The sequence below is a fragment of the Mesorhizobium ciceri biovar biserrulae genome (assembly GCF_001618845.1).
In the GTDB taxonomy this organism is placed as follows: Bacteria; Pseudomonadota; Alphaproteobacteria; order Rhizobiales; family Rhizobiaceae; genus Mesorhizobium; species Mesorhizobium ciceri.
On sequence record NZ_CP015064.1, the window covers coordinates 2,416,944 to 2,431,732 of the forward strand.

17 protein-coding genes are annotated in these 14,789 nt (G+C 63.2%); 15 read left to right on the plus strand and 2 right to left on the minus strand.

All coding sequences use genetic code 11. The features are described 5' to 3' along the window. Position 1 precedes the first annotated feature (1 nt). The 7 genes from ribD to A4R29_RS10975 all read left to right on the plus strand — a co-directional run bounded on the left by ribD (position 2) and on the right by A4R29_RS10975 (position 4,627). Positions 2-1,117, plus strand: coding sequence for a bifunctional diaminohydroxyphosphoribosylaminopyrimidine deaminase/5-amino-6-(5-phosphoribosylamino)uracil reductase RibD (ribD, locus tag A4R29_RS10945; protein WP_063171897.1), 1,116 nt, complete (start codon positions 2-4; stop codon positions 1,115-1,117). A gap of 12 nt (positions 1,118-1,129) precedes the next feature. After that, positions 1,130-1,747 carry a riboflavin synthase gene (locus A4R29_RS10950; RefSeq protein WP_063171898.1) on the plus strand — a complete coding sequence of 206 codons (618 nt, stop codon included), beginning with the start codon at positions 1,130-1,132 and terminating at the stop codon, positions 1,745-1,747. A gap of 63 nt (positions 1,748-1,810) precedes the next feature. Then, complete coding sequence (locus tag A4R29_RS10955) at positions 1,811-2,071, plus strand: CopG family ribbon-helix-helix protein (protein WP_063171899.1); 261 nt, start codon at positions 1,811-1,813, stop codon at positions 2,069-2,071. Beyond that, the gene (locus A4R29_RS10960; RefSeq protein WP_063171900.1) at positions 2,071-2,346 is read left to right on the plus strand and encodes a type II toxin-antitoxin system RelE/ParE family toxin; all 276 of its coding nucleotides are present in this window, start codon (positions 2,071-2,073) and stop codon (positions 2,344-2,346) included. Before A4R29_RS10955 ends, A4R29_RS10960 begins: the two co-directional genes overlap by 1 nt. A gap of 81 nt (positions 2,347-2,427) precedes the next feature. Then, complete coding sequence (ribH, locus tag A4R29_RS10965) at positions 2,428-2,922, plus strand: 6,7-dimethyl-8-ribityllumazine synthase (protein WP_013532245.1); 495 nt, start codon at positions 2,428-2,430, stop codon at positions 2,920-2,922. Next, complete coding sequence (gene nusB / locus A4R29_RS10970; protein WP_013532244.1) at positions 2,919-3,419, plus strand: transcription antitermination factor NusB; 501 nt, start codon at positions 2,919-2,921, stop codon at positions 3,417-3,419. Before ribH ends, nusB begins: the two co-directional genes overlap by 4 nt. Further along, positions 3,416-4,627 carry an MFS transporter gene (locus A4R29_RS10975; RefSeq protein WP_063171901.1) on the plus strand — a complete coding sequence of 404 codons (1,212 nt, stop codon included), beginning with the start codon at positions 3,416-3,418 and terminating at the stop codon, positions 4,625-4,627. The genes nusB and A4R29_RS10975 overlap by 4 nt, the downstream gene beginning before the upstream one ends. Positions 4,628-4,635: 8 nt before the next feature. Here A4R29_RS10975 and A4R29_RS10980 read toward each other — a convergent pair whose 3' ends face one another. Further along, positions 4,636-5,208, minus strand: a complete 573-nt coding sequence (locus A4R29_RS10980; protein ID WP_013532242.1) for an NADPH-dependent FMN reductase — start codon at positions 5,206-5,208, stop codon at positions 4,636-4,638. A 204-nt stretch (positions 5,209-5,412) separates the two neighbouring features. Here A4R29_RS10980 and osmF point away from each other — a divergent pair, with 204 nt between their 5' ends. From osmF to A4R29_RS11005, 5 genes are all read left to right on the plus strand, one after another. Then, positions 5,413-6,324, plus strand: a complete 912-nt coding sequence (osmF, locus tag A4R29_RS10985) for a glycine betaine ABC transporter substrate-binding protein OsmF (protein ID WP_013532241.1) — start codon at positions 5,413-5,415, stop codon at positions 6,322-6,324. A 55-nt stretch (positions 6,325-6,379) separates the two neighbouring features. Beyond that, entirely contained in the window at positions 6,380-7,543 is a 1,164-nt protein-coding gene (locus A4R29_RS10990) for an ABC transporter permease (protein WP_063171902.1), read from the plus strand. Then, positions 7,540-8,478, plus strand: a complete 939-nt coding sequence (locus A4R29_RS10995) for an ABC transporter ATP-binding protein (protein ID WP_013532239.1) — start codon at positions 7,540-7,542, stop codon at positions 8,476-8,478. The genes A4R29_RS10990 and A4R29_RS10995 overlap by 4 nt, the downstream gene beginning before the upstream one ends. Further along, positions 8,475-9,224: an ABC transporter permease gene (locus A4R29_RS11000; RefSeq protein ID WP_013532238.1), complete on the plus strand. Its 750-nt coding sequence runs from the start codon at positions 8,475-8,477 to the stop codon at positions 9,222-9,224. Before A4R29_RS10995 ends, A4R29_RS11000 begins: the two co-directional genes overlap by 4 nt. A 239-nt stretch (positions 9,225-9,463) precedes the next feature. Further along, entirely contained in the window at positions 9,464-11,605 is a 2,142-nt protein-coding gene (locus A4R29_RS11005; RefSeq protein ID WP_013532237.1) for a sodium-translocating pyrophosphatase, read from the plus strand. 275 nt (positions 11,606-11,880) lie between these two features. Here the strand turns inward: A4R29_RS11005 and A4R29_RS11010 are convergent, their stop codons facing one another. After that, a complete protein-coding gene (locus A4R29_RS11010; RefSeq protein ID WP_013532236.1) occupies positions 11,881-12,393 on the minus strand; it encodes an outer membrane protein assembly factor BamE in 513 nt (170 codons plus the stop codon). Between the two features lie 114 nt (positions 12,394-12,507). Here A4R29_RS11010 and A4R29_RS11015 point away from each other — a divergent pair, with 114 nt between their 5' ends. The 3 genes from A4R29_RS11015 to plsX all read left to right on the plus strand — a co-directional run bounded on the left by A4R29_RS11015 (position 12,508) and on the right by plsX (position 14,784). Beyond that, complete coding sequence (locus tag A4R29_RS11015) at positions 12,508-13,056, plus strand: ubiquinol-cytochrome C chaperone family protein (RefSeq protein ID WP_063167769.1); 549 nt, start codon at positions 12,508-12,510, stop codon at positions 13,054-13,056. Next, entirely contained in the window at positions 13,053-13,601 is a 549-nt protein-coding gene (locus A4R29_RS11020; RefSeq protein ID WP_063171903.1) for a YceD family protein, read from the plus strand. The genes A4R29_RS11015 and A4R29_RS11020 overlap by 4 nt, the downstream gene beginning before the upstream one ends. A gap of 112 nt (positions 13,602-13,713) precedes the next feature. Beyond that, a complete protein-coding gene (gene plsX, locus A4R29_RS11025; protein ID WP_024504675.1) occupies positions 13,714-14,784 on the plus strand; it encodes a phosphate acyltransferase PlsX in 1,071 nt (356 codons plus the stop codon). Positions 14,785-14,789: the final 5 nt, after the last annotated feature.

The window sequence follows — 14,789 nt, forward strand, 5'->3', positions numbered from 1 at the left end:
CATGACTGCAAGCGAACAGGCCGCCCTTGATCGCCGCTTCATGGCAGCGGCACTCAGACTGTCGCGAAAAAATGCCGGGCGCACCGCGACCAACCCGTCTGTCGGTACGCTGATCGTGCGCGATGACGGCAATGGTCCGATGATCGTCGGCACCGGCGTCACCGCTGTCGGCGGCCGTCCGCATGCCGAGACCGAGGCCCTGGCCGAGGCCGGCGACCTCGCGCGCGGCGCCACCGCCTACGTCACGCTGGAACCTTGCGCCCACCACGGCCGCACGCCGCCTTGCGCCAATGCGCTGGTCAATGCCGGCGTTGCGCGGGTCGTCGGTGCTGCCAGCGATCCCGATTCGCGCGTGTCCGGCAAGGGTTATGCGATCCTGCGCGCGGCCGGTGTCGAGGTGGTCGAGAAGGTGCTGGCGGCGGAAGCTGCCGAGCAGATGGCCGGCTATTTGATTCGATCGTTGAGAAAACGCCCGGAAGTGATTCTCAAGCTTGCGCTTTCCAGCGACGGCAAGATCGGCAGGGAAGGTGACGGGCAGGTGTCGATCACCGGCGATATCGCGCGCCGAGAAGTGTATCTGATGCGGGCTGAGGCGGACGCCATACTGGTTGGTATCGGCACCGCCCTTGAGGATGATCCGGCCCTGACGGTGCGTTTGCCGGGGCTTGAGAACCGTTCGCCTGCCCGCATCGTGCTCGACCGCCAGCTCAGGTTGCCGGAGGCCTCGAAGCTGGTTTCGGGCGTCGACCGGGTACCGCTCTATATCGCCGCCTGCCTGGAGGCCGATCCGCTGCGGCGGGCAGCACTCGAACGCGCCGGCGTGCGCTTCATCGGCACCGAGACGCACGAGGGCGGCGTAGCCTTGCCGGAACTACTCGAGGATCTGGCCGCGCTCGGCATGGCCAGCGTGCTGGTCGAGGGCGGCGCCAGGGTGGCGAGCGCTTTCCTGGCCGACGGGCTGGTCGACCGCATCGTGCTGTTCCAGGGACCGGATGCAATCGGCGACGACGGCATTGCATCGCCGATCGACGCCGACCATATCCCGGCAGGATTTCGCAAATTGCGCGAGATGCGCTTTGGCGAAGACAGCTACGCCGAGTGGATAAGAGACCTTTAGGGATCAACACCGATGTTTACCGGAATTGTCACCGATGTCGGCACTGTCGCGTCCGTCAAGCCGCTCAGGGAAGGGGTGGGGCTGCGCATCGACACAGCCTATGACCCGCAGACCATCGCCATCGGCGCCTCGATCTCCTGCGGCGGCGTCTGCCTGACAGTCACGGCCTTGCCCGACAGCGTTTCGAATGCGCGCTGGTTCGAGGTTGAAGCATGGGAGGAAGCCTTGCGGCTGACCACGGCCTCGGGCTGGAAATCCGGCACCAAAGTCAATCTGGAGCGGGCGCTGAAGATCGGTGACGAACTCGGCGGCCACATCGTTTCGGGCCATGTCGACGGCATGGCCGAGATCATCGAGCGCAAGGATGAGGGCGATGCCGTGCGCTTCACGCTGGAAGCGCCGCGCGACCTGGCGAAGTTCATCGCGCCCAAGGGCTCGGTCGCGCTCGACGGCACCTCGCTCACCGTCAACAAGGTCGAAGGCACGCGCTTCGACGTGCTTTTGATCCACCATTCGCTGACCGTGACCACCTGGGGTGAGCGCAAGGTCGGCGACCGCGTTAATCTCGAGATCGACACCATGGCGCGTTATGCGGCGCGGCTGGTCGAGGCGACGAAAGAGGGGCTTTAAGTGCTGCTGCACTCGACTTAATCAGTTTTAATCGCTATGATTAAATCTGATTGTGAGGCTCTGATGGATACAAAAGTAATCACCGCTCACGTTCCGCTGCCGCTGGCTGAAAAGGTAGATCAACTGGCTGCCCGCCTTGAGCGCCCACGCGGCTGGATCGTCAAACAAGCTCTTTCCGCGTGGGTGGATTTGGAGGAGGAGCGCCGACGGCTCACGCTTGAAGCAATGGCCGATGTCGACGCAGGACGGGTCATCGATCACCAGGCCGTGCAGGCGTGGGCTGAGAGTCTTGGTGCCGACAAGCCACTGCCGGTGCCTCGTTGATGGAGTTGAAATGGACCAACAAGGCTTTGTCCGACTTGGTCCGGCTACATGATTTTCTCGTGCTAGAAAATGGCCCGGCGGCCGCACGTGCCGTGCAGTCGCTTACTGCCGCGCCGGCACGGTTGGTCGAATATCCGCGCATCGGTGAGAGACTGGAAGAGTTCGAACCACGAGAAGTGCGTCGCATTTTGGTAGGCAGCTACGAAATTCGTTACGAGATACAGAACACGACAATTTCTGTGTTGCGCCTGTGGCATACGCGAGAGGATCGATAGGACAGGAGTCCATCCAGCAATCTTCCGCTTGCGATGAACCCGGCTTCGGCCTAAGTCACCGGCAACTCCCCGGAGACTTTTATGGCTGGTACATCCCAACACGGCAAAGCCTTCATTCGTCCGAAGGCGAAGGCGCATCTGCTCATTGTCGAAGCGCGCTTTCATGACGACCTTGCCGATGCGCTGCTCGACGGCGCGACAAGCGCGCTCGATGAAGCGGGCGCGACTTACGACGTCGTCACCGTTCCAGGTTCGCTGGAGATCCCCGCGGTGATCACCTTTGCACTGGACGGCGCGACGGAAGGCGGCACACATTATGATGGCTTTGTCGCGCTGGGCACCGTCGTCCGCGGCGACACTTACCATTTCGACATTGTCGCCAATGAATCCAGCCGCGCGCTCATGGATTTGAGCGTGCAGGACTCGGTCTGCATCGGCAACGGCATTCTCACCACCGAGAATGACGCCCAGGCCTGGACTCGCGCCAAGCGCTCGGAAGGCGACAAGGGCGGCTTTGCCGCGCGTGCGGCGCTGACCATGATTGCCCTCAAGGAACAATTGGGAGCGCGATCGTGAGCGAACCCGCTTCGCCCGGGCAGCCTGCGATGCGCCACGCCAACAAGCGCGGCGCTGCCCGTCTGGCCGCCGTGCAGGCGCTCTATCAGATGGATGTCGCCGGCAGCGGTGTCTTCGAGATCACCGCCGAGTACGAGGCGTTTCGCCTTGGCAAGGAAGTCGACGGCGCGCTCTATCGCGAGGCCGATGCGCAATGGTTTCGCGCTATCCTGGCGGGTGTCGTCGAGAACCAGAAGACCATCGATCCGATCATCCGCCAGGCGCTGACCGAGGACTGGCCGCTGTCGCGGCTCGATTCGACGCTGCGCGCCATCCTGCGCGCCGGCGTCTACGAACTGATGAAGCGCGAGGATGTCCCGGTCGCCGTCATCGTCTCCGAATATGTCGACATCGCCAAGGCCTTCTACGAGGAAGACGAGCCGAAGCTGGTCAATGCCGTGCTCGACCGTGTGTCACGCCGGGTGCGTGGCGAGGGGCGCGGCAAGGACGCATCATGACGGCAATCGCCGTCGAGGCAGGCAGCGAGGCGCGCCGCACGGCGCTGATCCTGGCCGCATCGCAGGCGATCATCGGCTCGGCGGCCCCCATCGCCATCTCCGTGGGCGCGCTGGCCGGGCAATATCTGCTTGGCCCCGACAAATCATTGGCGACAGCGCCGATCACCGGCTTCAACATCGGCGTGGCGCTCGGCGCGCTGCCTGCAGCGGCCATCATCCGCAGAATGGGCCAGCGCGGCGGCTTCATGACCGGAACGATCGTCACGGCGCTTGGCGGCCTCGTCGCCACGCTTGCGCTTTTTCAAGGGAGCTTCTGGCTGTTTGCCTTTGGCTTGCTCACGATCGGTGTCGGCGGCGCCTTCGTCCAGCAGTTCCGCTTCGCCGCCGCTGACAACGCACCGCCGGAATTCAAGGCGCGCGCCATCTCCTTCGTGCTGGCCGGCGGCATCGTCACCGCTATCCTCGGGCCGCAGATTGTCATCTTCACCCGCGAATCGCTGGCGCCGGTCATGTTTGCCGGTTCGTTCGTGTCCATCCTGCCGCTGGCCGCCGTCGGCGCCATCATCCTGTCCTTCCTGCGGCTGCCGGCGAAAGCATCCGGCAAGGTGGAGATCGCCGACAGCGACGCCAGACCACTGGCTGAAATCGTCACGCAGCCGCGTTTCGTCGCCGCGCTTTTCTGTGCGGTCGGCAGCTACGCGCTGATGAGCTTCGTCATGACGGGCGCACCGCTGGCCATGGTCGGCTGCGGACTGTCGGAGACCGACGCGACGCTCGGCATCTCCTGGCACGTCATGGCGATGTTTGCGCCAAGCTTCTTCACCGGCTCGCTGATCCATCGCTTCGGCGCCGAACGCATTGTGACCACCGGCCTGATCCTGCTCATCGGCTGCGCCATTGTCGCTCTGTCGGGCCTGGCGCTGTGGCAGTTCTGGACGTCGCTGATCCTGCTAGGCCTTGGTTGGAACTTCGGCTTCATTGGCGCGACCGCAATGGTGGCCTCCGCCTACCGGCCGTCGGAAAAGGGCAAGGTGCAAGGCTTCCACGACTTCGTCCTGTTCGGCTCCGTCGCCTGCGCCTCACTGATGTCGGGCATGGTCTACAACGCCTGGGGCTGGGAGATGCTGAACTGGATAGTCTTTCCGGTCACCGTCCTGTGCTTCGTGGCGCTGGGCGCGCTGAAGGTGACGAGCGCGCGCCCGGCTTGACGCCAAACCTATGCGTCCGGCGGCAACACCTGAAGCACCCTCGCTATGAACATATGGAACTCAGCCATGTAGTTGCGCAGGAAGTCCTCGGTGGATTCGACCGTCACTTCGCCGTCGTCCGTTATCAGTCCCGGCGTGAACTGGATATAGGCTTCCGGCGCATTCATCTGGGGTGAGTTGCAGAAGCTCAGAACGCTGCGCAGGCTTTGTTGGGCGACAGCGGTTGCGATGGCGCCCGGCGATGTTCCGATGACGGCGGACGGTTTGCGCGCGAATGAATTCTTTCCATAGGGGCGGCTCGCCCAGTCGATCGCGTTCTTTAATCCGCCAGGGATCGAGCGGTTGTACTCCGGGGTAACGAACAGGACGGCCTGAACGGACGCGATCGCCTTTTTGAAATCCCGGGCGACCGGCGGGAAATCCGCATCATAATCGTAGCTGTAAAGAGGCAGATCCCTGAAGGCGATTTCCGTCATTTCAAGTTCCGGAGGAGCCAGTTGAACGAGCGCCTTCGCGAGCTTGCGGTTGATGGATTCCCGGGCAAGACTTCCGATGAGGTAGCCGACTTTGTGTATGGCCATGACACGCTCTCCGTGTTTGCCACCCGCACTCCATGGCATTATCCGCCAGATGGCAGCAGATCGCCAGCGTCGCCTCAAAATCGGCCTTCCGAACAAAAATATTGCGCTGATCCCCCTTGTTATGAAACCGTGTGCCCCGACTGGCCGTTGAAGCCATGCTCATATGCGGTCATCGCGTTTCGGTTCATAGCTAGGGGTTCCACAATGTTTTCAGTCAAGTTTCTGGCCGGCGCGGCATTGGCGCTCGGCATCACGGTGGCTTCCGCCAATGCCCAGGTGGTTGTCTCTTCGAAGATCGACACCGAGGGCGGCGTGCTCGGCAACATCATCCAGCTCGTCCTCAACGCCAACAACATCAAGACATCGGACCGCATCCAGCTCGGCGGCACGCCGGTGGTGCGCAAGGCGATCACCGCCGGCGAGATCGACATCTATCCCGAATACACCGGCAACGCCGCCTTCTTCTTCGAGAAGGCCGACGACCCGGTCTGGAAGGATGCCGCCAAGGCCTATGAAACGGCCAAGAAGCTCGACTACGACGCCAACAAGATCGTCTGGCTGTCGCCGTCGCCCGCAAACAACACCTGGGCGATCGCGCTGCGCAAGGAAGTCGCCGAGACCAACAAGCTCGCCACGCTCACCGACTTCGGCAAATATGTCGCGGGCGGCGGTCAGGTGGTGCTGGCGGCTTCCGCCGAGTTCGTCAATTCGGCGGCTGCACTGCCGGCCTTCCAGACCACCTATGGCTTCACGCTGAAGCCGGACCAACTGATCACTCTCTCAGGCGGCGACACCGCGGCAACCATCGCCGCGGCCGCCAACCAGACCAACGGCGCCAATGCGGCCATGGTCTACGGCACCGATGGCGGCATCGCACCGTCCGGGCTCGTCGTGCTCGACGACGACAAGGGCGTGCAGCCGGTCTACCAGCCGGCGCCGATCATCCGCGAAGCGGTGCTGAAGCAACATCCCGAGATCGAGACGCTGCTGAAGCCGGTCTTCGCCAAGCTCGACCTCGTCACGCTGCAGGAGCTGAATGGTCGCGTGCAGGTCGGCGGCGAGCCGGTCAAGGGCGTCGCCGAGGACTTTTTGAAGAAGAACGGCTTCCTGAAGTAGGACGATTCCGGCGCGCCGCTTTCGTGGCGCGCCGGATCGACTGACGGGGGAGGGCGTGAACATCCGCTTCGACAAGCTCGGCGTGGTCATCGCCGCTATATCAGCCTACGCGGCTTTTGCCGCGCCCTTTGCCACGTTCCGTGCCAACCGCATCGTCCCCGGCCAGGCGCGCTCGATTCTTGAGGCGCTGCCGGCAACCACCGGGACGCTGCTGCTCGTCATGATCGTCGCCGCAGCACTCATCGCGCTGTTCAAGACACCGTTTGCGCTGCGCCTTGCCGCCAGCGTGGTGGCGCTTGCCGCGCTCGCGCTGCTGATCGGCGTCGCCGGAACATTCCTCACGCCGGAGGGCAACACCTTTGCGAGAGTTTCGCCAGCCTCCGGTTTCTGGATTCTGATCTTTGCCTTCACGCTTTTGCTCGCCGATGTGCTGACACGGCTGAACCTGTCGCCATTGGCACGAGTTGGCGTGCTTGCGGTCTCGGCTTTGGCGATCGGGCTGCTGTTGATTTCGGGAAGCTGGGACAATCTGTCGATCCTGAAGGAATATTTCAACCGCGCCGACAGTTTCTGGGCGGAGGGCTCCAAGCATGTAACGCTGGCGCTAGGGTCGCTGCTTGCGGCAGTGGTCGTCGGCCTGCCGCTCGGTATTCTCTGCCATCGTGTCGAAAGTCTGCGCGCCGGGGTTCTCAACGTGCTCAACATCATCCAGACCATTCCCTCGATCGCGCTGTTCGGCCTGCTGATCGCGCCGCTCGGCTGGGTGGCCACGCATGTGCCGGGGGCTGCCGCGCTCGGCATTCGCGGCATCGGCACAGCCCCCGCCTTCGTCGCGCTGTTCCTTTATTCGCTGCTGCCGGTGGTGGCCAACACCGTGGTCGGTCTCGCTGGCGTGCCGCGCACCGCCAACGACGCCGCACGCGGCATGGGCATGACCGACAGGCAGCGCCTGTTCGGCGTCGAGTTTCCGCTGGCTTTTCCCGTCATCCTCACCGGCATCCGCATCGTCTTGGTGCAGAACATCGGCCTCGCCACCATTGCCGCGCTGATCGGCGGCGGCGGTTTCGGCGTATTCGTCTTCCAGGGTGTGGGCCAGACGGCGATGGACCTTGTGCTGCTCGGCGCGGTGCCAACGGTCGCGCTCGCCTTTGCCGCCGCCATCATCCTCGATGCGGTGATCGAAATGACCGCCACCAGGCGCAGGGTTGAAACGGCATGATCGAGATCGAAGGCATTACCAAGCGCTATGACGCGACGACCGTGGTCGATGACGTGTCGATGGTCATCGAGCCGCGCACCATAGCCGTCATTGTCGGCACGTCCGGTTCCGGCAAGACGACGTTGCTGCGCATGATCAACCGGCTGGTCGAACCGACCTCGGGCATCATCAAGCTCGACGGCGCCGACAATCGTTCGCTGCCCGGCTATGAGCTGCGCCGCAGCATCGGCTACGCCATCCAGGGCCACGGCCTGTTCCCGCATCGCACGGTGGCGCAGAACATTGCCACCGTGCCGGTGCTGCTCGGTTGGGACAAGGACCGCATCAAGGCCCGGGTCGACGAACTGATGACGCTCTATCAGCTTGACCCCGAAGCCTTCGGGCCGCGCTATCCGCACGAACTGTCCGGCGGCCAGCAACAGCGCGTCGGCGTTGCCCGCGCGCTCGCCGCCGAGCCCAACGTGCTGTTGATGGACGAACCGTTCGGCGCCCTTGACCCGATCATCCGCAACAAGGCGCAGGAAGATCTGCTGGCGATCCAGAAGCGCTTCGGCACCACCATCATCCTGGTCACCCACGACATGGAAGAGGCCGTGCATATGGGCGACAAGATCGCGGTCATGGATGCCGGCAAGCTGGTGCAATACGCCAAGCCCGCCGAGATCCTGGCAAAGCCGGCAAGCGCCTTCGTCGAGACCCTGGTCGGCGCCAGCGAAAGGCCGTTCCGGTTGCTGTCGCTCGGCCGGGTCCGCGATGCCGTGGAGAAGGGCTCCGCCGAAGGCGAGGCGATCCCCGGCGACGCCAGCCAGCGTGACGCGCTGGCCGAATTGTTGTGGACGGGCCGGCCGGCGCTGCCGGTCAAAGGCGCCGATGGCAAGCCGCTTGGCCGCGTCACCGTCGACGGGCTGGTGAAGCGCGCGGCGAGGCCGGCATGAAGGCCTGGCTTCCATCGTTGCTCAGACTTGCCCTGGTGATGCTGCTCGTTGCCTTCGTCACCAATCCCGGCTGGTTCGTGCCGCTGCTGAAGCCGCTGACCGAAAACAATGCGCCGGTGATCTACAACCAGGGCAGCCTGCTGACGCTGACATTGCTGCATTTGCGCACGGTTCTGATCGCCACCGTGGCAGCAACCATCGTTGCGGTGGCGCTTGCCATCCTGGTCACCAGGCCGGCCGGCGCCGAATTCCTGCCGCTGTCGCGTAGCCTGGTCAACATCGGCCAGACCTTTCCGCCCGTGGCGGTGCTGGCACTCGCCGTGCCGGCCGTCGGCTTCGGCGAGAAGCCGACACTGATCGCGCTGTTTCTCTATGGCCTGCTGCCGATCTTCGAGAACGCGCTGACCGGCCTGACGACGCTACCTGCCAATGTCGTCGAGGCGGCGCGCGGCGCCGGCATGACCGGTTGGCAAAGGCTCACCAAGGTCGAGCTGCCGCTCAGCGCCCCGATCATTCTCGGCGGCATCAGGCTGTCGGTGGTGATCAGCCTTGCCACGGCGACCATCGGTTCGACCGTGGCAGCCAAAACGCTGGGCGAAGTGATCATCGCCGGGTTGTTGTCCAACAATCTCGCCTTCATCCTGCAGGGCGGCCTGATCGTGGCAGCCCTTGCCGTGCTGATCTATGACGGCCTGTCGGCCATAGAGCGCTACACGGCGCGCCGGATGGGCCGGGAGGCAGAGTAGCCACGCCCTGCGTCAGGGCTAATTTCAATCGATCTAATCGCAGGGTGCTGACGGCAGCCGCCGCCTGGTCCCAACCATTTGGGCGAAAGCCGGGCAAAAACCGAACAATATCTTGACGTTCGCAGCCCTGTTTCGCATACACCGCTGCGAAGAGGCGGATTCCGTGCTCGGAATCCGGTCTTTGTCTCAACGGCCCAGGGAGGGGTTCTTTTGGGCCATCAATCGAGGAAAATCCGGCAATGACAATTATTTCCGCCGTCATCGCCTGCGGCCTGCTTTCAATCCTTTACGCCATCTGGGCGACACGTTCGGTCCTTGCGGCCGATCAGGGCAATGCACGCATGCAGGAAATCTCCGCGGCTATCCGCGAGGGCGCACAAGCCTATCTGGCGCGTCAGTACACTACCATCGCCATCGTTGGCGTTGTCGTCCTCGTGCTCGCCTGGTGGTTGCTGTCCATCACCGCCGCGATCGGCTTCCTGATCGGAGCGGTGCTTTCAGGCGCCGCCGGCTTCATCGGCATGCATGTCTCCGTTCGCGCCAACGTTCGCACGGCGCAGGCCGCATCGAACAGCCTCGCTGCCGGCCTCGACATCGCGTTCAAATCGGGCGCCATCACCGGCATGCTGGTTGCTGGCCTCGCCTTGCTCGGCGTGTCGATCTACTACCTCATCCTGACCCACTTCATGGGCCTCCAGCCCAATGACCGCATCGTCATCGACTCGCTGGTCTCGCTCGGCTTCGGCGCATCGCTGATCTCGATCTTCGCTCGTCTCGGCGGCGGCATCTTCACCAAAGGCGCCGACGTCGGCGGCGATCTCGTCGGCAAGGTCGAAGCCGGTATTCCCGAAGACGATCCGCGCAACCCGGCCACGATCGCCGACAATGTCGGCGACAATGTCGGCGACTGCGCCGGCATGGCCGCCGACCTGTTCGAAACCTATGCGGTGACTGTCGTCGCCACCATGGTTCTGGCTGCCATCTTCTTTGGCGGCACCGCCGTGTTGGGTGCGGCCATGCTTTATCCGCTCGCCATCTGCGGCGCCTGCATCCTGACCTCGATCGTCGGCACCTTCTTCGTCAAGCTCGGTTCCAACGGCTCGATCATGGGCGCACTCTACAAGGGCCTGATCGTCACTGGCCTGCTGTCCATCGTCGGCCTCGGCGTCGCCACCCAGGTGACGCTCGGCTGGGGTGAGGTCGGCACGGTCGCCGGCATGGTCATCACCGGCAAGAACCTGTTCATCTGCGGCCTGATCGGCCTCGTGGTGACCGGTCTCATCGTGGTCATCACCGAATACTACACCGGCACCAACAAGCGCCCGGTCAATTCCATCGCCCAGGCGTCGGTCACCGGTCACGGCACCAACGTCATCCAGGGCCTCGCGGTCTCGCTGGAATCGACGGCGCTGCCGGCGATCGTCATCGTCGGCGGCATCATCTCGACCTATCAGCTTGCCGGCCTCTTCGGTACGGCGATCGCGGTCACGACGATGCTCGGCCTTGCCGGCATGATCGTTGCGCTCGATGCCTTCGGCCCGGTCACCGACAATGCCGGCGGCATCGCCGAAATGGCCGGCCTGCCCAAGGAAGTGCGCCACTCCACCGACGCGCTCGACGCGGTCGGCAACACCACCAAGGCGGTGACCAAGGGCTACGCCATCGGCTCCGCTGGTCTCGGCGCATTGGTGCTGTTTGCCGCGTACTCGAACGACCTGAAGTTCTTCGCCGCCAATGGCGACAAATATCCCTACTTCCAGGGCATGGGCGAGATCTCCTTCGATCTCTCCAACCCATACGTCGTCGCCGGCCTGATCTTCGGCGGGCTGATCCCGTATCTGTTCGGCGGCATCGCCATGACGGCCGTCGGCCGTGCGGCGGGCGCCATCGTCGAGGAGGTGCGCAAGCAGTTCCGCGAGGATCCGGGCATCATGGCCGGCACCTCGAAGCCGAACTACGCCCGCGCGGTCGACCTTCTGACCAAGGCGGCAATCAGGGAAATGATCATCCCGTCGCTGCTGCCGGTGCTGGCGCCGCTCGTCGTCTATTTCGGCGTGCTGCTCATCTCGGGCTCGAAGGCGTCTGCCTTTGCAGCGCTGGGTGCCTCGCTGCTCGGCGTCATCGTCAACGGCCTGTTCGTCGCCATCTCGATGACCTCTGGCGGCGGTGCCTGGGACAACGCCAAGAAGTCCTTCGAAGACGGCTTTGTCGACAAGGACGGCGTCAAGCATCTCAAGGGTTCCGAGGCGCACAAGGCTTCGGTGACCGGCGACACGGTCGGCGATCCCTACAAGGACACCGCTGGTCCGGCCGTCAACCCGGCGATCAAGATCACCAACATCGTCGCGCTCCTGCTGCTGGCCGTGCTCGCGCACGGCTGATCTAGACTTCAGCCCGAAACAACCCGCGGGAGCGATCCCGCGGGTTTTTTGTTGAGCAATGCCATGTCGACACGTCAACAAGCCGATGTCCGCCTTGCATGCGGTAAATGCGCCGGTATCTCATCTACCGGCTTGGGTTCGACGGCTTAAGCATCGCCGGCAAACATACGGGGATCTTGCCCTGATCGAGGCCATAACAAAAACCCGCAGGATCGCTCCCGCGGGTTTTTGGTCGCCTGAGATGATGAGGCTCCAGGAATGGAAGCCGAAAGGAATTAGGCGCCGCCACCCGGAATGCTGGGTGCCAGCTTGCTGGCACCGTTGATGATCTGGCTGAGGAAGTTCTGGTCCTTGCCGCCGGTCGGTGTGGTGCGTGAGATGAAGTCGAACATCTTGCCGTCCTTCATCCCGTAATTGGCGATCTGGGTGACGCGGCCATCGGCGCCGAAATAGACCGCCAGCACATGCTGGTCAATGAGCCGTGGCTTGTCGAAGGCGACGTAGCGCTTGCGCGTCTGCGAAATGTAATAGAAGGCCTCGTTGTCGAAGGTCGCGGTCGTCGACGGCGTGCCGAGCGCCAGAAGCACCTGCTCGCGGCTCGAACCGACCGGCACCAGGTCGATTGCCTGCTGGTCTATGACGTAACCTTGCGTCAGCGTCTCACTCGGGCTGAGGTCGCCGATCATCTTGGAGGTGTGGCAGGCCGATAGTGCCGAAACGATCATCAGCAGCGAGATCGCGCCGGCGGGCCTGGACGAGAAGGTCGACTTGAAATTCAGCGCGCGCAACAACAACTCCATTAGCTGGCCGCAACTTGCGCTGGGCCGCGAAACCGGTAAACCAGCTTGCTTGCCGATGCAACAAGCCCACTTCAACAAACGGTCCCCAGGAGACCATCCCCAATGTTCCAGCGCTTTTTTGGCCGCGAACGCTACGCCAACCGCGCTATCACCGAGGCGCTTTACGCACAAATCGTGGCGGCGGCGCGGCAGACGGTGTTTTATTCCCACTGGAATGTGCCAGACACGCCGCTTGGCCGTTTCGAGATGCTGTCGCTGCACATGTTCCTGTTCCAGCACAGGTTGCGCGGTGAGAGCGGTGCGGCGCAAGAGGTCGCCCAGGTGCTGATCGACGAGTTCTTCCTCGACGTCGACCATTCGTTGCGGGAATTGGGCATTGGCGACGTTGGCGTGCCCAAACGCATGAAAAAGCTGGCAAAGATGTTTTATGGCCGAACCGCTGCCTATGACGATGCCCTGGAAAGAAACGACCATGAAGCGCTGACCGCGGCTCTTGCCCGCAATGTCCGGCCCGACGCGGGCGCCTGGCTGGAGGCATCGCTGCTGGCCAACTATGTTACCGACGCGCGCAATCATCTGGCCGCGCAGACATCCGAATCGATTGTCTCCGGCACGCTGACCTTTCCCGCCGCCAAGGAGGTTGAACAATGAAGCATGTGGACCCGCAAAGCCCGGTCTCCTTCCGTGCAAACATCACGCGCCTGCCGCAAAAGGGCCTGCCGCTGGTTATCGAAGCCGATGCCGCACAGCGTGCGGCACTGGCCGAGGAGCACGGGTTGATTTCGGTCGAATCCTATCGCGCCGAGCTTCTGGTCGCGTCGTGGAAGCGCAATGGCGTGAAGATAAGCGGTCGTGTCGAAGCCGACATCACCCAGGCCTGCATCGTCACGCTCGAGCCTGTCCAAGCGCATATCGACGAACCGGTCGAAGCGCTGCTGCTGCCCGAGGATTCCAAGCTTGGACGGCAGGGTTTCGATGGTGGCGGCGAGATCCTGCTCGACGCGGAAGGCCCTGACAGTCCAGAGACATTTTCCGGTGACACGATCGATGTCGGGGCACTCGCCGAACAGTATTTCGGGCTCGCCATCGACCCCTATCCGCGTAAGCAGGGCGCATCGCTCAACGCCGGCAGCGAGACCGAACCGGCGGAGAATGAATTTCAGCAAAAACTGCGATCCTTGCTGGGAAAATCCTGAAAAGCTCGCCCGCGACGGAAAAGTCGGTTGTGTGGCAGCCCAAAACCGTTATTTTCGCCGAACCTTCGCGGTCGCTAAACGACCTGCCGCCTAACCGTGAGACAAATACCGCGTGATCAGGATTTCCATCGATGCCATGGGCGGCGATCACGGACCAGCCGTGGTCATTCCAGCGCTCATGACGGTCGCGACCCGTCGTCCCGACATCCGCTTCGTCATCTTCGGGCGTGAGGAGGTCGTGCGCCCGGAGCTCGCCAAATTTCCCAAGCTTGCCGAGATCAGCGAATTCTTCCATTGCGAAATTGCGGTCAGGATGGACGACAAGCCGAGCCAGGCGCTGCGCCACGGCCGCTGGAAGTCATCGATGTGGAAGGCCGTCGAAGCGGTCAAGGCCGGCACGGCCGACGCCTGCATTTCCGCGGGCAACACCGGTGCGCTGATGGCGATGTCGAAATTCTGCCTGCGCACCATGGCCACCATCGATCGCCCGGCGATCGCAGCCCTTTGGCCGACATTGCGCGGCGAAAGCGTGGTGCTGGATGTCGGCGCGACCATCGGGGCCGATGCGCAACAGCTCATCGATTTTGCCATTCTCGGCACCGGCATGGCGCGCTCGGTCTTCGGCATAGCCCGGCCCAGCGTCGGCCTGCTCAATGTCGGCGTCGAGGAGATCAAAGGCCAGGAAGAGGTCAAGGAGGCGGGGCGCATGCTGCGCGAAGCCAACATGGCCTCGATGAACTATCACGGTTTCGTCGAGGGCGACGATATCGGCAAGGGCACGGTCGACGTTGTGGTGACCGAGGGCTTCGCCGGCAACATCGCTCTGAAGACCGCGGAAGGCACGGCGCGCCAGATAGCGGGTTATCTGCGCGCCGCGATGAGCCGCACCCTGATGGCCAGGATCGGCTACGTCTTCGCTAAGGGCGCCTTCAACCGCTTGCGCGAAAAGATGGATGTCGGCCGCTCCAATGGCGGCGTTTTCCTGGGGCTGAGCGGGATCGTCGTCAAAAGCCATGGCGGTGCTGATTCTGACGGGTTCGCCGCCGCGATCGAACTCGGCTATGACATGGTCCGCAACAACCTCCTCGACCGTATCGAGGCCGATCTGGACCTGTTTCATGCGCGCAACCCGCGCGCCCTGTCATCTAGGAAATCCGACGTCGTCACCGACGCAAAGGAATAGGAAAG